Origin of the sequence: Paenibacillus daejeonensis DSM 15491 (assembly GCF_000378385.1) — a bacterium.
Classification (GTDB): domain Bacteria; phylum Bacillota; class Bacilli; order Paenibacillales; family Paenibacillaceae; genus Paenibacillus_D; species Paenibacillus_D daejeonensis.
On record NZ_KB899671.1, the window covers coordinates 159,117 to 179,136 of the forward strand.

The following is a 20,020-nucleotide window of genomic DNA, read 5'->3' on the forward strand; positions in this document are numbered from 1 at the left end:
CGAAGTTGGATTACGACCTGTCTTTGTCCCGCAGCCAGCGATTGACTTCCTTGGTGGCCGCCTCTCCGCCCAGGGCGAGCCAATCCTCCACAAACCGGTCAAACTCCTCCAGCGGGCGGCCCATAATGATGTTAATGTAGGTCTCGTGCTGGAGATTCGAGAGAATGAACTGACGGTCAATCATCGTCTCTGTGGGAGCACCCGTAAAACCATCCATCAGGAATTGTCCGTTCTGCTCGTACTGATGGACAATACTGAAAGCCCCCTCCGAACCATAGGTACGCTCCCATCCCCAGCCCGACTCGCTATCCTCTCCGCCAGCTTCGTAATCGGCAATGTTATTGTAAATGGCCCTTGCCTCTGCCTGTAGATGCGAGAGATCGCCCGTCCGTCTAGCCTCCTCTAGTTGAAGGAAGGCATCGAGATTTTTCCGGCCGGGAAATGGCGTTACCGGAGATAACTGCCATACGGGACGCGGCGTGCTGTAATACGTCTCATACTCGGCGGTTTCGCCCCAGTTCTTCTCCAGGTGCAGGTTAAACAGCTTCACCAGCGCCTCCGGGTGCTCATAGCCTTTGCGTACGGCGAAATACTGGCTCGGGCTTACCTTGAGCGGCACACGCGACAGCTCCCCGGTATTGGAGACAATCGGGTAGGCCTGCCACTGCGCATCCGGGTCTTCCGTCCGGCTAGGCTGGACAAAAAACGAGCTCCATTGTTCCCCATAGACCAGGCCGATCCGGCCCGCAGTAATATCCTTGAGCACCTTCGTGCCATTCTTCAGGCCAAACTCCGGATCCAGCTGTCCCTGCAAGTACATCTGCTGCAGGACAGCCAGCGCTTCTCGGACCTGGGGCTGAATTCCGCCATAGACCAAGCCACCCTGTCCATCCTCGACCCAGATGGTCGGATAAGCGTTGTAACCAGCCATGAACCCGGTTAAGCCCGCTACCGGATCCCAGATATGGCTGGCAAGGCCGAGCCCATACGTATCCTGAAGGCCATTGGCATCAGGGTCCTTTTCTGTAAACGCTTCCGAAATAGCTAAAAGATCCTGCATCGTGTCAGGAGGCTGCAAACCGAGTTCTTCTAACCAGTCGGTCCGGACCCAGATAAACATGGCTTGGCCGATCGACCCGCTCGTCTCGGGAATCCCCATCAGCATACCATCAATAGTTGCTGTATCGAGCGGCCCTGTTCCCTCCTCGCTCATAATTGTTCGTGTGAGCGGCGAGGCATACGTCTCATATACAGATGTCAGATCCTGCAGCAGATTGGCGTTACTTAATCTCCGCAGCTGCTGCGCGTTCACCCGTACCACGTCGGGGATGTTGCCGGAGGCCAGCGATATACCCATCTTCTGATGGTACAACACGCCTTTTTCGACCCAATCGTACGTAATTTGTATCCCCAGTTCCTCTTCATAAAGCTGGCTCCACCGATTGTCCAGCAGCGTCTCTCCTGGCAGAGCGGCTATCAGCTCCTCGAGTGCATCGGTTGTCTCGCGGACCATGCCAATCTTGATTGGCGGATCGTACGCTGCAAAGGGGCCATCAGCTTCCTGCACGGCCTCTGGCGGAGTCTGAGTCTCCACCTGCTCGTTGCTACGCTTATTGCAAGTCAGGGCCAAAGGCAGCAGCATCACTACCGCAAGTCCCAGCTTCACGGTGTTTGCCAATACCATCCGTCAGCAGCACCCCATCTCCCCTGATCTGGAAAGAGCCTATCTGTATCTTTAATTATCAAAAACGGCTCTCCGAATAACAAGCAGCATTTCTTTGTATAATTACCTTCCTTTTACTCTCTTGCGCGCACTGGAGCGGACGAGCCTCTTCATTATACATGGTTCCTCCCCGTATCGTTATCTCTCTTACAAAAGCTCGCTGAGCTGCCTGCGGCTATGCGCGTCCAGCCTTCGCCAGTCGGGAATCTCACACCGCTTGCCACTCTGGTCGGTCAGCACAATCCGATTGCCCCCGGCATACTGCAGATGCTCATGAAGATTGCGCATGACCAGACGGGTTGGACCCAGATGGGTCTGCAGCTCCCAAATCCACAGATCGGACTGAAAATCGACCCGCTCCACCCGCTCGACCCTCGGAAGAAAGTAGCGGAACTCCAGCTCCAAGCTCAGCTCCTGCCTGCTCTCTCCGTCCAGTTCAGCGATATCGTCAATGATGCCGAGCTCCTCGCCCTCCGGCGTACGGATGGAGAGGTAGCGGCTCGGATAGCGGAAGGGGAAGGTCCGGTAGACCACCAGCTCCTTGTAAGACTTGCCATGGAGAACCCCTTCCAGTACGCCGCCTCTGCTACGACTGAAAGAGACAGACTCCGGCTGCAGCACTCGTACTCCATCGTGTATATCCTGCATCAGCTCTCTACCCCCCTAATTTGCGACAGCTCCTTCTGCGCGTCCACCAGCTTGCGGTAGACACCGCCCTTCTGCTCCAACAGTTCCTCATGCGTGCCGACCTCAACGATTTTCCCCTGATCCAGCACGACGAGCCGATCGGCCCCCCGCAGTGTGGACAACCGGTGGGCAATGGCAAAGGTCGTTCTTCCCCGGATTAACCGTGCGATTGCCTCCTGAATCTGACGTTCGGTCTCCGTATCGACGGATGCCGTTGCCTCGTCCAGAATAAGAATTCGTGGATCATGTATGATGGCCCGGGCGATTGCCACGCGCTGTTTTTCGCCGCCCGAGAGCTTGTGGCCCCGTTCGCCGACTCTTGTGTCGTAACCATCGGGCATTTTAACGATAAAGTCGTGGGCGTTCGCTACCTTGGCAGCCCGCATAATTTCCTCTGGCGTAGCATCCGGCTTGGAGTACGCGATGTTGTCTGCAATGGAACCGTCGAAGAGAAAGGTCTCCTGCAGCACGACGCCAATCTGACTGCGCAGCTCGGACTGAGCAATGTCACGGATCGAGACGCCATCGATATGAATCGCTCCCTCATCCGTATCATAGAACCGGCATAACAGATTAATAAAGGTCGACTTGCCAGCCCCTGAGTGGCCCACCAGCCCTATCATTTCGCCGGGCTTCACATGCAGATCGACGTTTTTCAGTACGGGATGATGCTTCTCATAGCCGTAGGTAACGCCTGCGAATCGAACCTCGCCTTTGATCAGTCCGGGCGAGACCGGCTGGGCCGCATCCGGAACATCCGGGGGTGTATCCATGATTTCAAACACACGATGCGCAGCCGCCATCGCATTGCCTGCCCAGCTGATCATCTGGCTGAACCATTGCAGTGGACCGAATAGCATGCCGAGATAAGCAATCATCGCGATCAGCGTACCCAGTTGCAGCTCGGCCCCCAGTACCTTGGCACCGCCAGCGTACCAGATCAGCAGCGTGCTCAGGCCAGCGATGAAGCCGAAGGCCGGGAAGATGAACTGCCACATGCCTTCGGTCTTGACGTTATTGCGAATGACCTCAGCATTGGCGATGCCATAGCGCGAGGTCTCTTCGCCTTCGCGGCCGAAGGCCTTGATGACGCGGATGCCCTGCAGGGAATCGCCGACCAGCGTGTTGAGCCGGAAGATGGACCGCCATTGCTGATATAGGCGCCGGCCTATCTTGGGCCAGATCTTCATCGACGCCACCAGCATAATCGGCATCGGCAGCAGGGCGAGCAGCGCCAGCTGCCAGTCCATCGACAACAGAATTGCGAAGATCGCCACGATTCGCAGCGTTTCACCGCACACATAGATCACGCCGTCGGTCATGAACTGGCGCATGGACTCGGCGTCATTGTTCACACGGCTAATAAACTGGGAGGTCTGGCGGCGGTCAAAGAAGGCTAACGACAGTTTCATCAGCGAGTTGTAGATGTCACGACGGATATCTCCCATCAGCTTGGAGCCTACCCAAGCCCCGATATAGCCTCGCACGGCCTGCATGATCGCCATCATCAGCATCGTTGCTCCCAAGCCGGCCACTACCGCCAACAGGAGGGTCTCCCGACCTTCCGACTGCAGCACATCGTCAATCATAACCTTAGTCAGATACGGCGGGATGAGCTCCAATACCGTGGTGAGAATTAGCAACACAGCAGCAATCACCATCCGCAACCGATAGGGCTTGGCGTAACGGAGCATGCGGACGGCGAGTTTGCCGTTATTGGCGCAGAGCTGACAGACCTGGGTGGACTCGGGCAGCGGCAGGCCACAATCCGGGCAGTAGCGCGGACAATCCCGCTCGGAGATGGCTGGCGGCTCTTCACTCTTGGCCAGTGCACGGATGAGCTTGGCCATATAATTAAAGACCGACGTCAGTGCCGCCGTGTAACGGACCAGCACCACTGGTCCTGCATGGGTATCGGCTATAAGCATCCCGCCGCCTACCGCCCCCGCCGCCCGGGCATCCTTCAGCTCCGAGACAGACAAGCGATAGACCGGCGTTCCTTCCTCCTTCCAGACGAAGACGTCCTGATCTGTGACCGCAATCCACTGGGAACCGAACCTGCCGTCAGCAAGCAGATCGGTCCGGTAGCTGAATAGCAGCTGCCTGCCTAATAATTGGTTGCGCAGCCGCTCTGGTAATTGCTCTTGCATCGTCATGTAATGAAGTGTCGCTCCTTTTAGGAAATCAAAGTCAGTAACCGCTTACACACTTAACTGAACAGGACCCTCCTTCTTTTAATCTCTTCCCTATTAAGTATGTGAATCCGGCTGAATCACAACAACCATCACTTCTTTGTTTTATTACCTATTGTTTACTTCTTCGCGTTGGTCCTGCTCGCCGTCCATTCACCTGTAGAGGAAGAAAAGTTCGTTACAGCGGTCGTGTGGCGAGAATGCAGGCAAATAGAGGAAGAAAGGTGTGCTGCAGTGGGCGCGGAGTGGGAATGCGGACGAATAGAGGAAGAAAGGTGTGCTACAGCGGGCGTGGGGCGGGAATGCGGGCAAATAGAGGAAGCAAAAGGTGTGCTGCAGAGGGCGCGGTGCGGGGTTACGAGCAGAACGAAAAACCGACATCCCATTTTTGCTCATTCGTAGGTTACTTGCGGGAATACTGGGAGGTAAGTGCAACCCAAAATCCCACAAAGCAGAGCTATAAACAAAAAAGGAGTCGGTTTACTATGAAGTCTTTCACAAAATGTATCGTTTTAAACGTAGCTAAAGCAAAATTAGTGTCGCCACTCACGCAGAGCAAGGTCGCGACGAAGCCGGTTCTATGGAACCATTCATCATAAGAAGACGCTGTGCGGAAACGCATGCAGAAACTGAGTTCTTCCGAAGAGGTCCATTCTGTTGCCTCGATGCGTTACCGTTTACTACCATCGTTCGCCAACATTGTACGCTCCTCCGCCGCGTCGCATTAGCGCATTTCCCTACACCGGGCGGTTCCCCGGCAGTCGCTCGCCAATCAGCTCCAGGCAGACGATGACATTGATCGACCACTGGGAGGCGGTATTGGTGGAGATCCAAGGCAGCTCCTTTACCGCTCGGGGATATTCCGTCAAGGGTACGGGCTGCGGCTGGAGCGGCTGATCCATGCCCCAATGCGTACGGTCCTGAAGCAGCAGCTGCCACGCCTCATCGGCCAACGCCTCTCCCCCGTCCCGCTCTGAGGCATAGGCCATCATGGCTGTCGCCAGCATCGGAATGTTCCAGTCCTTGCCGGGAATGTCGCCGCCGGTGCGCCGCTGCTTCTCTTCTGGAGGCAGCGTGTAGAAAGCTCCGAATTCTGCAAGCATCGCAGACCATTCCTCGTCCTCCAACCACTCGGCCAACTCCATCCAGACCTGTGCACCACCCATGCAGATCATTAAATGATGGCCATAGTTCTCGTGACTAATCATAGCCAGCTCGCTCGTTTTCGGATCATAACCGAAGACCGGCCCGGTCAGCAGGCGATGCGGCGCTTGCTTGAGCGAAGCGATGCCCCGTTTGATTTTGTCCCGGTATCCCGTATCCTCGTATCGCTCCCACTGCACCATCCAGTTGGAGGCGAAGGCCGCCCAATCCGGTCCGCTCCGCGCGTGTGTTGGATGTTCATCCCGGGGCATGTAGGCTCGCATCGGATCGATACCCACCGTTCTGAAGTCGGCATCCTTCACTTCATCCATAATCTCGCCTATGCGCTCATCAGCCGTCAAATAGTAGTAATACCGGTGCAGCCCGGCCATGGCGATCCGGGCCTCCTTGCAGCCGCAGCCCCAGTGGATGACGTTGTGCCGGGAACCGAGTCCTGCATATTCCCCAATATGATAGGTGTCCGTCTCGCTCGTGTGCCGGGTCATCGCCTCCGCCATGCGGAAGAGGTCAGCGCGGCCGGATCGCAGGAACATATACCACAGCCAGATGTTCGGCACCAGTTCGGCGTTCTGCCAGGCACACCCGCCAATATCATACCGCCACGTGTGGCGGACCGGGTCGTAGCTATGCATTACATCGCCGTAGTTCCAGAACCCATACCACCCTCGCTGTTCAATCTCTGCCTGATAAAATGCAATGATCTCATCCAGCTTCTCTTCGATTGCGGCTCTGGCTGGTGTGCTGTCATCCCGCAGACTCCAGATGCCCAGCGTCTGCGTGCTATGGTAGCGCGCTGGCTCGCACACCGGCAATACCGGGTACTCCTTGTGCTTATCCATCCCATCCAGCTCATCCTGGGAGGGGGTGCGTTCACAGCACCAAATCATGCACTCGCTCGTATGTCCAACGCCATAGGGGGTACTGCGCAGCTCATCAGCACCCTCGTAAGCAGATGCCACATGGGTGCGCGTATCATAGTGCCGCAGATCCATCGCAGGTACATCAGGCGGCCAGAGCCATACCGTCAGCTCCGCCTCATTCGTGGAGGCGCCAGCCACCTCCAGCGCCGCCGGCGCCTGCTGCCAGAAGTGGCGTACGCCCGCTGCCAGTCCACCGTCCTCGCCCCCGGCGTAGAGCATGCCCCCTGCCCGCCGCCCGGATACCGCCGGCAGCCAGCTGCAGCCCTCGCCGGTCCGCTTGGCGATGCTGTACGCGTCAGGACTGTGCTGCACCAGCCTGTAGCTATCCCAGATTGCGACATCGTCCAGCAGCCGCAGGAAGTCCGCATCGTGCTCCCGGTCAAAGGCAATGGGCCGACCCTCCCGCTGGCTGCGATACAGGGCGGCAATCGGATCGGTCAGCCGATGCGTCATCAGCCCTTGGGGCGACTCGGCGAACCAGCCGGTATCGCCCTTGAATCGGATATGACGATTATATAACTCGCCGCGCATCGGCACGCTCAATCGTATCCCTATTCCCTTAACATAGTCCTGGTGCGGATTGCCGTCGTAGAGCACCGTATGCATCAGCCGAATACTTGCTGTTCCTGCATAGAAATACAATCGCACCGTGAACGGCAGCCATCGCCGGTCCGGCCCGCCGCTGCGCTGTCCGCCTGGTGCGCCGGCTGCCCGGTGACGGCCTGCTACCCTAATCACTGCCCGCAGAGGGCCCGCTTGCTCGACCTGTACAGATTCAATTGTGCCGTCATAGGGCTCTTCCACTGTGGTCTGCAGGCCAGCCGTCAGGCCCCGCCGTTCGCGGAGAACGACCAGTCTCCCTCCGCTGCACACCTGACTGGAACCGCGGCTGAGCTCGCGGATCAGCTCACTCCCTGTGCGGCCCAGCCGGCAGCTGATAGCCCCCGTATCTATCCACACCTCTGACTCACTTTCCACAACCGTCACGACTGCAGCAGGCACGACCGACTCCCCTTTGACCACCCGCAGCCTTGCTTCGTGCGCTGGACCGAATACAGACGCATGCGCCGTCCATTTGACGCTGCCATCCGGCCAGTACGCGGTTGGCCAGCTCTGCAGAGGCAATCGCTCCTCCCCCGCCAGCAGAGCCAATGGCTCATCCTTGTGCAGCTCTCCGCGATGCCACGGTACCCCCCATGTCGTCCCAACAGCAGCCGCTGATGGCGCCGAGTTTCCCAGCCACGCCAGCTCAGCCGCCCCCGCCGCTGCATTCTGACCCTTGCTGTCCATCTTCCTCTCCCCTTTCCTCATTCGTCGATCCACGCCTCTACAACTTCCAGATCCGAATACTCCGCAATTAGCGGTGCCATCTGCCGCAAGCCCAGCCAGCCCGCCCCCAGCGGCGGTCCCGTCTGGATCTCTCCGAGGCGGCCGGTATCCCGGAAGCGGAACAGTTCCACGCCTTCGATTGAAAAGCGGACATGCTCCCCGCTCTTGATGATCTCGAGCTGATATGGAGGATCACAATCCGGGATGGCAGGCAGCGGATCCGCTCCCTGTGCTGCCAGATGAAAGCCGTAGCTCTTGCGAAGATTGCACAGCTGCAGCCGCCTCTCCTCCGGATAGCTCTTGCGGAAGTAGGAGATGTGATAGGCATCAATGTCGCCGTGATGATATTGGTCGTAAATTCCTGCGCGCGGTGCCAGGTCCGGATCGAACACCCCCTCACCGGATCGGCCTTGGGCCGCAAAGAATAAGATGGCCAGCCCCGGCTGCCGGACCGGCCAGAACCGCCAGCGGATGGCGATGTGATCCGGGAATCGCTCCGGGCACCAGTAGACGAGATTAGCGGCTTGCCCTTCCTGCGGACTCCGTGTGCTCTCCAGCCGCAGACGGCCCTGGGGGAAAGAGATCGCCCCGTCCCCCTCCATAACAAACCCTGTCGTATCAGCAGCCCTAGCCAGCGGGTTGGCATACAGAAGGCGCCCATATCGGCATATGGCCTGATCAGGCATCCGTATACTCCCCGCCCGGATAGAGCGTAGCATGGTGCAGCCGTTTCGGCTGTCGCAGCGGGGTACCTGCGCTGGCTGCCGTCAGTTCGCCCGGCTGCGAGGCAAAAATGGATACCGTATGCTCGTTGTAGATCAGCACATGCGTGCGCCCGCCACCGGTTAAGTCGCCGTACTGGACGTAGCCGTCGATTGGAAAAGTGCAGACGGTCTGTCCGTAACCGTCCAGCAGCGAAGGCAGTACGCCCCCGCCGCGGCGGTAGGCAAGAATATAGTCCAGCTCGCCGTCATCCCACCCGCGCAGCGTCTCGATGATGGTCAGCCACCCTTTCGTCTGGCGGTCCTCCTTCCATACCTCACGTCCTTCGCGATCCAGCAGGAAAATGCCGTCGCGCCCACTCGCGTGCCCCTGATCACCACGCTCGATTCTGTCGAGACCAGCCACCTGCAGACCTGGCTCCCCGCTTCGGAATCGCCCCAGCGCCACATGCTGCGACTCGATGGAACCGTCATAGCGCCAGAGCTCACGTCCCTCCAGGTCATACAGCACAGTGACACTGCCGCCGACGACCAGTTGGCGGCTGCCATCCCCCAAGACATCTCCAATCCAGAGACAGTCCGCGTGATCATCGAGGTCCTGGCAGGACCAGAGCGGCGTCCCATCATGATCCAGCATCGTATAGCCGGCCATCACCTCGTCTCGGCCGTCCCCATCAATATCATGCACCCACGGATAGTGGCCGGGATTGCCCTCATGCGTCCATAACAGCTCCCAGTTGGCATCCATCGCCCATAGCCGCCTGTACCGATCCTTCAGGATAATATCCTGTGCCCGCTCGCTGCCGCTCAGATTGGCGACAATAATGCAGTCATGGGCCAGCTCATCCGGGAGCTCGCGGACCGTCCGAATCGCCCCTGTCTTGCCGTCCACAATATGAAATTGCTTGTTCATGACGCACAGCAGCTCACAGCAGCCGTCACCGTCGATATCGTAGAGCTGGGCCGGATAATCGGATCCCGGACCGCCGGCGTCCTCATCAGGCGTCCCCACCTGCCAGAGCAGCTCGCCCTCCAGGTTATAAGCTGTGGCGCATTGGACTTGATGGGGCACATAGCGGTCATCAATGCCGCCGTCAGCCTGAATCATCACGATCTCCAACCGGCCATCCCCGTTGATATCCCCCAGCAGCATCTTGCATCGCTTGCCAGCCTCTCTAATATCGAGCGTTCGCAGCAGGGCCGGTGTGTGCAGCATGGTTTTTGAGCTCATGTCTTTTCCTCCTCATAGAAACTGTTAAACAGTGAGGCCTCGAGGTAGCAGATCATTCTTACGATCGCTGTTGTCCCCAGATTTCTTGTTATTTCTCCAGAATTGATCAGCACCTCTTCGGCCCTCTTTTAACAAGGTTTACCCGTTTCAAAAGTCATTTCGTAATAAGGAACGGGACGCAGCTTGTGCTGCGCCCCGTTCGCTGGTTAGTTATGAATTCGTTTGGGCTTCCTGATGCAGCTTGTTGATCTCGGCGATATAGTCGTCGCCGCCGCTCGTCCGCCACAGCTGGAAGGCCTCCTCCAGCCCTTGCTCATCGATTTGGCCCACAATGTATTTGATTCGGGCGTCATTGACGATGTTGTCCAGCTGCTGACCCTTCTGGGCGTAGACATCAGAGATCAGCGGCTCTGCCGGGTTGGCCACGACGATTTCTTCGTTCAGCGCCTGCACTTCGGTTACTTTGTCATTGATTTCTGTAGACTCCAGAGTCGGTGTCTCCGGCCCAATGAACATCAGCATCTGGTTCATGGAACGCAGCTCCGTGGACAGTGCTACGTCCTCTGGCGTAACCAGCGGATGAATATAGCCATCCACCATTTCGTAGTGGCGGCCCTCGATACCGTAGCCGAGCAGCATCTGCATGTCTTCATCATTCAGCTGATCCAGGAATTTCAATACGCGCTGCAGCTCTTCCTCCGTCTTTACTTGCGATTTGGAGACGGCGATGACATTGGCGTAGCCGGATGTCGGCATATCGCGGTGTCCCTTCGGCCCCACTGGCGCCTGGAACACGTTGACGTAAGGCTTCTCCCGCTCATTGGCATCCTGCATCTTGTCATTGATCCGTCTGGCGGCATCCGCCACATCGACCATCACGCCAGCCTCACCGTTGGTGATGGCGTCGTTCCAGACCGCAGGGTCCATGACAGCAAAGTCCGCGTTGACCAATCCTTCCTCATACAGCTGGCGGAAGAATTTGAGCGCTTCCATATATTCCGGTGTGGTATGAGCTGGTACCAGCGAACCGTCGTCCGACTCGCCCCATTTGTTCGGAGCGCCGAACCAGGTCTGCATGATATCCCAAGGACCGGCATACTTCGTCACGACAATGCCATACGTATCGTCCTTGCCGTTCCCGTCCGGGTCATTCTCTTTGAAGGCCTTGAGCAGCGCATAAAATTCATCAATAGTCTTGGGCTCTTCAAGTCCAAGATTCTCCATCCAATCCCGGTTGACCGTTACACCCATCCGGCCCAGCACCCGGCCACGGTAGATGCCATAGGTTTTGCCGTCAATGGAAGAGTTGTTCAGAATAATCGGATTGGCCTGACTGAGGTTCGGATAGTCCTGCAGATAAGGCCCGAGCTCCCAGAATGCGCCTGTCCGCGCCGCGTTGATGAAGCTTGCCGAGTTGCGGTCTACCACCATCAGCGTGGGCAGCTGTCCGGATGCCAGCGTAATATTCATCTTGTCGCCATACGAGCTGTTCGGCACGAATTGCATGGTAATATCGGTGTTCGTCGCTTCCTGCAGCGCCTTCAGCACCGGGCTGTCCTTGCTGGGCAGCTCTGTCTCAAAAGCAGGTACCATGAAGCTCAGCTTGAGCGGCGCTTCCTGCGTTTCGCCGGTTCCCTCCTGCCCGTTGCCGGTTCCTGGCGACTCGCCGCCGGTACCTGTGCCGCTGCCGGAGCCGCCTCCGTTATTGCCGCTGGAGCATGCGGAGAGCAGCCCCAGTACCAGGACTGCGCTGAGCAGCCACGTCATCTTGCGCTTCCAACCTTTGCTTGTCTTCATCTGTAAACCTCCCTTATATAATGGTTCTGCACTGTTACAGACTGGTCCGGCACCCGTGAGCACCGTTCTATCGTGAAGCCGGCAGCGGCAGGCAAGTGCTAGGCAGCCTATCTGCGTATGCCGGACTACCAGCTAACCTTTGATGGAGCCGAGCAGCATGCCTTTGGCAAAGTGCTTCTGAAGAAACGGATAGAGCATCAGAATCGGCACGGTGCCCACAACGATGACTGCCATCTTGACCGCTTGGTCCGGTGGTCGGACAAAGTTGGGGTCCATATTGCTCATATCCCCGACGGCCAGCTGCGAGAGCATGACCATCTCGCGAAGGACGACTTGGAGCGGCCATTTCAGATGATCGTTGAGATAGAGCAGCGCGGAGAAGAAGTTGTTCCAGTGCCCTACCGCGTAGAACAGCCCGAAGGTCGCAATGATCGGCTTCGATAACGGCAGCACGATACGCCATAGCACACCCAACTCCGTGCAGCCGTCAATCCGTGCGGATTCTTCTAGACCCGGGGGCAGGTTCTGGAAGAAGTTTTTGATAACGATGAGGTTAAATGCACTGATCGCACCAGGCAGAATGACTGCCGCATAGCTATCAATCATGCCCAGTTCCTTAACGACCAGGTAGGTCGGAATCATGCCTCCGCTGAACAGCATGGAGAAGATGACAAGATTCATAATGGTGTTGCGGCCCATCAGATCCTTGCGCGATAGGGAATAGGCCATGGTCAGCGTAAAGGCCAGATTGGTGATTGTGCCAACGACTGTAATGAATATGGAGACGCCGATACTGCGAAAGATGGTGCTCGAAGAAAAGATATATTGATACGCAGCGATGGAGTAATCCTTCGGGATAATGAAGAAATCCCTTGCGGCCAGCTCCGCTTCCGTCGTGAATGACCCTGCGACGATATAGACAAAGGGGAGAACGGTCACGCAGGCAAAGATCGTCAGAAATAAATAATTGGCTACATCGAAGACTCTTTCGCCCAGCGTGTCATGACGCGAATGCATGGAATCCGCTCCTTTCTTCTTGTATGAACTTCAGGTTATTTAGTACAGCCCTTCTTTACCCATGCGCTTGGCCAGATAGTTACTGCCGAAGATCAGGACAATACCCACCAGCGATTTGAACAAGCCGATTGCGGTACTGTAACTGAAAGCGCCCTGGGTGATACCGACAAAATACACATACGTATCAAAGACATCAGCAACGGTCCGGTTGAGCGAGTTGGTCATCAGGAAGATTTGCTCGAACCCGTTGTCGAGAAAATTGCCCAGTCTCAGGATAAGCAGGATTGAGATGACACCGCTGATGGCTGGCAGGGTAACATGCCACAGGCGCTGGAAGCGACTGGCCCCATCGACGACGGCAGCCTCGTACTGCTCCACATCTACCGAAGCTAACGCAGCCAGGAAGATGATGGTGCCCCATCCTGTCTCCTTCCACATAATCTGTAGAATGATAAGTGGTCGGAACCAGTCGGGATCTGCCAGGAAGTTAAAGCTGCGGCCGGTCAACTGCTGGATGAGATCATGCAGGACGCCGCCCTGGGTTGTCAGAAACACATAGGTCATACTGGCCACAATAACCATCGAGATAAAGTGCGGGACGTAGACCATGGTCTGAACAAAGCGCTTGAAAATGCCAACTCGAATCTCATTGAGCAGCAGCGCTACAATAATCGGTGCCGGGAAGAAGAACACCAGATCATAGACGGCTAAGATAAATGTGTTGCGCAGCAGCCGCACGAAATCCGGGTTGCCGAAGAAGTTGCGAAAATGGTCCAGTCCCACCCAGGAGCTCTCCCAGAAGCCAAGGAAAGGCTGGAAGTTCTGAAAGGCAATCAGTACGCCCCACATGGGCAGATATTTAAATACGAGAAAATACAGCAAGCCCGGCAATAACAGGACGTAGAGCCAGCGGTCCTTTTTAATGCGAGTCGTCCATGAACGCTTTTGCCGGACGGGCAGCGGGCGCTGCGGGTTGCGTTTATCGCTTGCTTGAGCGGTTGTCTCCATCGGCTCTTCCTTTCTTATCGAAATCGGGATTTATTTTCCTGCTCCGAGTATTGCAGATTCGATCAAGCGCTTTCAATTCCACTTTTTTGCCAGCTACTACGATCGATGAAATCCCGCGCCAGGCTTGGCTTTTACGGCGGGATGGTACTTTTTTGGCAGCTTGTTCCTGCCTACGTCCACCCGCACATCGCCTCCCATCATCCTGAGGAAGACCTGGCAGCCTGACCCCGGTACTCGCTCGGTGTGACACCGGCATGCTTCTTGAAGATCCGGTTAAAATACCGCTGCTGGTAGCCAACCGCCTCCGCCACCAGATTAATCTGCAGCTCTGAATCCCGGAGCAGCTCCTTGGCCTTGGCGATCCGCAGCTCAGTAAGATAATCGATGAAGTTGACACCTGTTACCGACTTGAACAGCTTGCTTAGCGTATAGGAATTCACGCCGGCCCGATCCGCACACGATTCCAGCGAGACTGGCGTCATGTAGTTATCCTGTAGATAAGCCACCGTCTGATCGACTACTTCCCGCAGCTGACGGCTGGCCCGCGCTTCGCGTTCAGCTATAAAGGGAGCTATGACGCGCTGCTTGAGCCAATCCACCATCTTCTCAGGGTCACGAATCTGCGAGAGCTCCTCATACAGATTAGCCCCTTCAAATAATTGAAATGGCATAATCCCGCTCTGCAGCATCATGTGCTGCAAGGAGCCGAGCAACTGCAGAAGCGTCTGCTGAATCTGCACCTCGGAGCCCCGATAGCTCAGAATTTCCTCATAAAACCGATCGACCAGCAACAAGACCGCACTTGGTTGCCCGCCGCGCATCGTCTGTACAAGCTCCAGCTCTAGTGCGAATGGATACCGAGCCGACTGGGCCTCGAACGATTGATCGTACTCATCCAGCCGAATCGTCTGATTCTGATTCAGGAAGGGACGATTGGCGGAGGCCCGTTCGACCTCCATGAACGTCTCGGCAACGCGGCGCATCTGTTCAATCGGCCGGCTGATGGTGAGCGTAACCTGCAGCTGCAGAATGCGATTTACCATCTCGGTAATCCGATCACCCAACTGCATGACCTGCTCCGACACTTCGCTGCCCGCCTCGCTGACAATCATGACGCAGACCGAGAGATCGTGGAAGTTCATCACATCGCAACGTTGGAATGCCTCCTGCGCCAGCTCATCGATGATATTGGCTGCGGCAAAGGTGACCAGACTCTCATCGCCACGCGGGAACCGCCCGCTGAGCCGGCTGTAGCCGGTTAACCGCACATGCAGCAGATGGCTCTGATAGCCCTCCGTTTCCCAACCGTAGCGCTGCAGCCGGATGCGCAGATCCTGCTCGCTGTAAGCATAGAGATGACCCTGCAGCAGTTGCAGCAAAAAGCCTGATCGCAGATGAGGCAGCTGATCATCGAGTTTCTCCTGTAGATGCAGGCTCCGATGCTCCGCGGACTGCCACTGCTTCTCGATAAACTGGAACTCGTCAAGCTCCCGGGGGTGCGGCTCTGACTCACCAAGGCGGCGCAGCAAGCGGGCGATGGGCGAATACATCCGAATCGAGGCCAGCCATGATAATAGCAAGGCCACGATCAGCCCGACGCTGCTGACGATCAGTATCGTATTGGACAACATCACTACCGGGGCTGTAATGGCGGTGACGGGAGCAGCAGAGACGTAGGTCCACGTTTTGTCCACCCGCATGAAGCTGCCGTAGGAGACCGAGTAGGTCTTGCCTTCCCGTTCCCACAGAAACGTATCCTTGCCGACCGTCCCCACCCGCTGTGCCACTTCTTCCCGAAGCTCACTATACAGCGCTTGAGAGGACGCCCGGTTATCGGAGACAACCACACTATCGGTTCCCTCCATCAAGAAGGTCGCCCCTTCATTGTAAGGGGTCATGGTCTTCAGTAAATTCACCATTTTCTCATGATTCAGCGTAATCGAGAGCACGCCGAAGGGACTCGTACTCTCCCCCGGAATCTGGTGAACAAGCCGAATCGGCTCTCGGCGGTCCAACCCGTCCGAAATCCGATCCTGCCCGATTTTCTTCCAATACATGCTGCGCCTGTCTTGCATCAGTTCCTCATAGGGTTGAATCTGTGCCTCGTTCTTCAGCATGTGGAAGCCCGTATTGAACAACACCGGCGCGCCGCCAGCCTGCAAGGGCTGAATATACAAATTGACATCCTTGATGAGCGGATGGGAGCCTTGGAGAATGACAAGGGATTTGCTTATATCCCAGGTCTCCTGGAAGTGGTAGACAAAATCCAGCTCCTGCAGCGGGAAACCAAAGCGCGGACTAAACGCCCAGTGCGATAGGTCCATCTCCAGGTAACTCAGTTGATCATCAATATTGTCCACTCGCTCATCAATTTGCCGCTGATGCATCTCATTCAGGTCCCGCTCAATCCCGGCAACCGAAAACCAATAGATGCACACCCCGGTCACAAAGCCCGGAATACTGGCAGTGAGCAGAATCAAGATCAGGCTCTTTCGGTAAAACGTCCCCCTGCGGGCATTCCGCCACCCCGCCAATTTTCCCACTTGACCTTGTAAGCGCTTCAGCATTTTGGGCCACGCTCCTATCCTTCTATTGCTTCACAGGCTATTCTCATTATAGGGATGTGCCAACATGGGTTATAGTACAATTTCCAGTCAACTCATTTGCCTTCCACTTTTTTGTGGCTCGTTATCCCCGGGTTTCTCTTTTCTTGCTTCTTCTATTTTCACCTCACCAGTACTTTGCGTTCAATTGGACTTTTTTGCCGGCCTTAAAAAGCCAGGAATGGCGCCTGCTCTGGGTTTTTGGGAGCATGTCCAGATCCAGGCTATGGTACGCTTTTGCGTGCTGGGCTTTTCTTGCAGCGGGTGTTCTAACGCAAAAAAGCGATGCTCCGATCGTCTGGAGCATCACTCACATCCCACTTTATTATTTCATCTAGACTAGGTCATCACGCCCTTGGTGAAAGAAATCGGCGCGCCGCTTCCATCGGTCCGTTCCGAAAAAATCGCAGCCAAATCATCGCAAAAGCAATTTGCAGCACCCCGAGAATAGCCCACAACCCAACAACCTGATAAGCATTGAGCGTCCCTCCAAGCCCCAGGCCCCAGCCATAAAATAACCACGCACATAATAGATTCTGTCCGACATAACAGCTGAGTGACATTCGCCCTACTCGTTCAAGACTGTTCCATAAGGAAGCTTGCGCGTAGCGCTCCAACAGCCAGCCAATGATCCCCAGATAGCCTACGGATAAGAGCGGTGCAAATAAATAACGCGAGGGCAGGTCGAATACGCCGCCCGGCACTAACAGCAACAGATTCAAAGGTAACCCAATGAACAGGCCAATGCGCATCATCTTCCCGCGCAAACGGCGTCCCTTCTCTCCGGGGGAGAATGCACCGGCACGCATCAGCAGGATACCAATCAAGAACAAACAGACATTCAGCGGTAACGCAATGATTACCTCGAGCCTCAGCTCCAATAGATGCGTCAGCCGGTACTGCACTTGCTCCACCCAGGTTGCCTCCGCGTACAGGGTGACGATGGAGCTCATGTCTCCCATAAGGGCCGCCCCCGTTATTGCCGCAAATCCTACAGCGAGTAATACCAATAGCACGACCAACGCATACGCACCGCCCAGCCAATACAACGTTCTGCGCATCGCGCGCTCTCCTGCTTTGACAAGATAAGCGACGATGACCGCTGCGGCGGCGTAGCCCATCAGAATATCAAACTCCATGACCAGCGTATAATGGATGAAACCCTCCAGCATCAGCAGCCCCGCTGTCCACAGATACATTCCGGGCCAACGCCGTCCCTTCCGAAGTGATTGCTGATATTTGAGCTCCAGTCCTGCACCAAACATCATCGCCAGCAGTCCAAGAAATTTACCGTTTACCAGGGCCAGGAAGACGAGCCGGACCAGAGTTTCCGGATTGTTCCACCAATCATTGTTTTGAAAGGTGAACAAATAGTTGAGGTCCCCCAAGTAGGCAAAGATCCAAATATTCGTGCCTAATGTCCCCAGTATCGCGAATCCGCGCAGCACATCCAGAAGCCTGATCCGGGCTGATGGTACAGTAGTTTTCGTTGTCGTTAGTCCTTCAGGTGTCATAGACAAATCAAATATCCCCTTTATTTAATACAGTGTGCTGTTTAATTTAGCACGTCGTATTAAAAAAGGCAATATGGTATACTGAAATCATGCCAAAAATTGTAGATCATGACTCCCAACGACAACGGGTGGCCGAAGCGGCCATCCGAATTATACGGCGTGACGGTATTGAACAAGCTACCGTACGGAATATAGCAGCAGAGGCCGGCCTTTCTGTGGGTTCCATGCGTCACTATTTCAGCAGCCAGCTGGAGTTGTTCTCGTTTGCCATGCATCTGTTTCTGGACCGTATTGTAGAGCGTATCCAGCGGATGTCATTTGAGGGCCCGCCTCTTGATTCGCTCGTCCTGCTACTGCTTCAATTCATCCCGCTGGATGAGGAGCGCCGCTTGGAGATGGACGTGTGGCTGGCTTTCATGGCCAAAGCTACCGTGCATGAGGAATTGAAACCCCTCAGCGACAAGCTCCACTCCGGGCTATATGACAGTGCACATTACGTCGTTCAAGCCCTGCTCTCCGAGGGACTGGCACACCCCGGCCTGGATGTCGAATTCGAATCCCAACGGCTGCACGCCCTGGTCGACGGTCTCGCGCTCCAGCACATGCTGCAGCCAGATACGCTGCCGCCCGAACGGATCCGCGAGCTGCTCACCCGCCATCTACGTGGGCTTGAACGCGAGTAAGAAGAGGCAGGGCGGCTCTGGCGTGCTTAGGTTACATACTTATTAAAGACAGACGCCGCCCAGTAAGGGTGACGTCTACAATTGATACAATCGACTAACGCATCGCTAGAATCAACTCCCGTGCTCGATCGGTGAGTTCGTAATAATGATGCCTTTGTGTACCAAGTCCTGCAGGATGAATTAATTGTTTGGCTGTCATCGTCCGAAGAATATCCCTGCTTGCCTTAGTGCTGTAATTCAAACATTGGGCTGCATCTCTAGCATTGAATTTGCGGTCCAGACGGCTCATATAACGAAGCAGCTCTCTTTCTTGGATTTTTAAATTCATGAATGCCGGTGACTTAGCCGTTGATTCGAACTTGCCCAACAGCATATACAAATAAGCTTGGCACGCCTCTGCTTTTTTCTCCAGCTCGTCATAGCTGAATGGAATATACGTGATCCCTTTCATAGCCATGCTTCGAATTCGCATTCGCTCAAAAGTAAACCGTTCTCTCGTGATAAGCTCGGCATGAACCACATATCCATCGCATTCAAATGCAATCCCTAAAGGCTCATAATAAATGTCGATGTATAGCTTCACCCCACTCACGCTCTGCATTTCATACTCCAGATGAAACCCGTCAAAGGATTGAAAGACATGCCAGAGAATCCGGAGCAATAGCTTTTCTCCTGGTCCTATTTTGTCTAATCTTTCGCGTCTTGCTCCGGTAGCGCCAAGCTTCTGCTGTTGCAAAAACAGTTCATACGCCTTGTCAAACTCGTCCATAACCTGCCCTCCAGTATTCATGACGCAAAAAAGCCGCAAGTCTCCGAAGAAACTAGCGGCGTGTGCTTCACGCATGAACGTTTATTTAAACCTAGCATACCAAACACTGGTTAGTTTGCCAATCCCCTTTTCGTAGCGCCCCCTGTAGCACACCTTTCTTCCTCTATTTGCTCACAAACCCACCACGCGCCCCCTGTAGCGCACCTTTCTTCCTCTATTCGCTCGCTCACCCGCCACGCGACCTCTGTAGCGCACCTTTCTTCCTCTATTTGCCCACAAACCCCAGAAACCTTGCAAACAATTTAACATGCAAGGACGAAAAGTGTTCAATCAAAGGCCTCATGTTCCATGCAGTTGGAGGCATCGTACTCTTTTTATAGTTACGCCCGCATGGAGTGGTCTTTGTTACTACCGCACGAGCAGTAACTTTAAATGGACACACCTCAAATAAGCTAGGAGAACAAGACTTTTTTAGTTAGTTATGCAATTAAAAACCTCATCACTTGGTTCTAATAGAAGAGTAACCGACGCTTGGGATACCGTTTGGGATGAATTCGGGGACGGCCTCCTTTTTTACGTCGGCCTTTACTGGTGCGGAGGCTTTCTGGATGAAGAGCCTCTACAAATGCATCCCATGGTTTCATACGGTAGAGATTGAGTT

At 55.4% G+C, this 20,020-nt stretch carries 13 protein-coding genes; 1 reads left to right on the forward strand and 12 read right to left on the reverse strand.

Features of this window, described 5'->3' with window-relative positions; translation table 11 throughout:
* Nucleotides 1-10: 10 nt before the first annotated feature.
* The 11 genes from F556_RS0126280 to F556_RS0126340 all read right to left on the reverse strand — a co-directional run bounded on the left by F556_RS0126280 (nt 11) and on the right by F556_RS0126340 (nt 17,907).
* Nucleotides 11-1,684 (reverse strand): extracellular solute-binding protein, encoded by a 1,674-nt coding sequence (locus F556_RS0126280; RefSeq protein WP_020619993.1) that lies wholly within the window; start codon nt 1,682-1,684, stop codon nt 11-13.
* 186 nt (nt 1,685-1,870) lie between these two features.
* Nucleotides 1,871-2,371 carry a DUF1854 domain-containing protein gene (locus F556_RS0126285; protein WP_020619994.1) on the reverse strand — a complete coding sequence of 167 codons (501 nt, stop codon included), beginning with the start codon at nt 2,369-2,371 and terminating at the stop codon, nt 1,871-1,873.
* Nucleotides 2,371-4,560 (reverse strand): ABC transporter ATP-binding protein, encoded by a 2,190-nt coding sequence (locus F556_RS0126290; RefSeq protein WP_245583139.1) that lies wholly within the window; start codon nt 4,558-4,560, stop codon nt 2,371-2,373. Before F556_RS0126290 ends, F556_RS0126285 begins: the two co-directional genes overlap by 1 nt.
* A 779-nt stretch (nt 4,561-5,339) precedes the next feature.
* Nucleotides 5,340-7,976: an exo-rhamnogalacturonan lyase family protein gene (locus F556_RS0126295; RefSeq protein WP_020619996.1), complete on the reverse strand. Its 2,637-nt coding sequence runs from the start codon at nt 7,974-7,976 to the stop codon at nt 5,340-5,342.
* Nucleotides 7,977-7,993: 17 nt separating this feature from the next.
* The gene (locus F556_RS0126300; protein WP_020619997.1) at nt 7,994-8,701 is read right to left on the reverse strand and encodes a DUF1961 family protein; all 708 of its coding nucleotides are present in this window, start codon (nt 8,699-8,701) and stop codon (nt 7,994-7,996) included.
* Nucleotides 8,694-9,968, reverse strand: coding sequence for a rhamnogalacturonan lyase family protein (locus tag F556_RS0126305; protein WP_020619998.1), 1,275 nt, complete (start codon nt 9,966-9,968; stop codon nt 8,694-8,696). The genes F556_RS0126300 and F556_RS0126305 overlap by 8 nt, the downstream gene beginning before the upstream one ends.
* A gap of 210 nt (nt 9,969-10,178) precedes the next feature.
* Complete coding sequence (locus F556_RS0126315; protein ID WP_020620000.1) at nt 10,179-11,765, reverse strand: extracellular solute-binding protein; 1,587 nt, start codon at nt 11,763-11,765, stop codon at nt 10,179-10,181.
* Nucleotides 11,766-11,897: 132 nt separating this feature from the next.
* Nucleotides 11,898-12,782 (reverse strand): carbohydrate ABC transporter permease, encoded by an 885-nt coding sequence (locus F556_RS0126320; protein ID WP_020620001.1) that lies wholly within the window; start codon nt 12,780-12,782, stop codon nt 11,898-11,900.
* Nucleotides 12,783-12,821: 39 nt separating this feature from the next.
* Nucleotides 12,822-13,790, reverse strand: coding sequence for an ABC transporter permease (locus tag F556_RS0126325; protein WP_020620002.1), 969 nt, complete (start codon nt 13,788-13,790; stop codon nt 12,822-12,824).
* Nucleotides 13,791-13,987: 197 nt separating this feature from the next.
* Nucleotides 13,988-16,357, reverse strand: a complete 2,370-nt coding sequence (locus F556_RS0126330) for a helix-turn-helix transcriptional regulator (RefSeq protein ID WP_020620003.1) — start codon at nt 16,355-16,357, stop codon at nt 13,988-13,990.
* A 383-nt stretch (nt 16,358-16,740) separates the two neighbouring features.
* The gene (locus F556_RS0126340) at nt 16,741-17,907 is read right to left on the reverse strand and encodes a DUF418 domain-containing protein (RefSeq protein WP_020620005.1); all 1,167 of its coding nucleotides are present in this window, start codon (nt 17,905-17,907) and stop codon (nt 16,741-16,743) included.
* Nucleotides 17,908-17,996: 89 nt separating this feature from the next.
* On the opposite strand from F556_RS0126340, the gene F556_RS0126345 reads away from it, so the two are divergent.
* A complete protein-coding gene (locus tag F556_RS0126345) occupies nt 17,997-18,590 on the forward strand; it encodes a TetR/AcrR family transcriptional regulator (RefSeq protein WP_026297507.1) in 594 nt (197 codons plus the stop codon).
* Nucleotides 18,591-18,684: 94 nt separating this feature from the next.
* On the opposite strand, the gene F556_RS0126350 is transcribed toward F556_RS0126345, so the two are convergent.
* Nucleotides 18,685-19,359, reverse strand: a complete 675-nt coding sequence (locus F556_RS0126350; RefSeq protein ID WP_020620007.1) for a hypothetical protein — start codon at nt 19,357-19,359, stop codon at nt 18,685-18,687.
* Between the last annotated feature and the right edge of the window lie 661 nt (nt 19,360-20,020).

What these genes read in the sequence shown, in the direction of transcription:
- F556_RS0126280 (WP_020619993.1), bottom strand. Translation starts at nt 1,684, where the DNA reads ATGGTATTGGCAAACACCGTGAAGCTGGGACTTGCGGTAGTGATGCTG.
- F556_RS0126285 (WP_020619994.1), bottom strand. Translation starts at nt 2,371, where the DNA reads ATGCAGGATATACACGATGGAGTACGAGTGCTGCAGCCGGAGTCTGTC.
- F556_RS0126290 (WP_245583139.1), bottom strand. Translation starts at nt 4,560, where the DNA reads ATGCAAGAGCAATTACCAGAGCGGCTGCGCAACCAATTATTAGGCAGG.
- F556_RS0126295 (WP_020619996.1), bottom strand. Translation starts at nt 7,976, where the DNA reads ATGGACAGCAAGGGTCAGAATGCAGCGGCGGGGGCGGCTGAGCTGGCG.
- F556_RS0126300 (WP_020619997.1), bottom strand. Translation starts at nt 8,701, where the DNA reads ATGCCTGATCAGGCCATATGCCGATATGGGCGCCTTCTGTATGCCAAC.
- F556_RS0126305 (WP_020619998.1), bottom strand. Translation starts at nt 9,968, where the DNA reads ATGAGCTCAAAAACCATGCTGCACACACCGGCCCTGCTGCGAACGCTC.
- F556_RS0126315 (WP_020620000.1), bottom strand. Translation starts at nt 11,765, where the DNA reads ATGAAGACAAGCAAAGGTTGGAAGCGCAAGATGACGTGGCTGCTCAGC.
- F556_RS0126320 (WP_020620001.1), bottom strand. Translation starts at nt 12,782, where the DNA reads ATGCATTCGCGTCATGACACGCTGGGCGAAAGAGTCTTCGATGTAGCC.
- F556_RS0126325 (WP_020620002.1), bottom strand. Translation starts at nt 13,790, where the DNA reads ATGGAGACAACCGCTCAAGCAAGCGATAAACGCAACCCGCAGCGCCCG.
- F556_RS0126330 (WP_020620003.1), bottom strand. Translation starts at nt 16,357, where the DNA reads ATGCTGAAGCGCTTACAAGGTCAAGTGGGAAAATTGGCGGGGTGGCGG.
- F556_RS0126340 (WP_020620005.1), bottom strand. Translation starts at nt 17,907, where the DNA reads ATGACACCTGAAGGACTAACGACAACGAAAACTACTGTACCATCAGCC.
- F556_RS0126345 (WP_026297507.1), top strand. Translation starts at nt 17,997, where the DNA reads ATGCCAAAAATTGTAGATCATGACTCCCAACGACAACGGGTGGCCGAA.
- F556_RS0126350 (WP_020620007.1), bottom strand. Translation starts at nt 19,359, where the DNA reads ATGGACGAGTTTGACAAGGCGTATGAACTGTTTTTGCAACAGCAGAAG.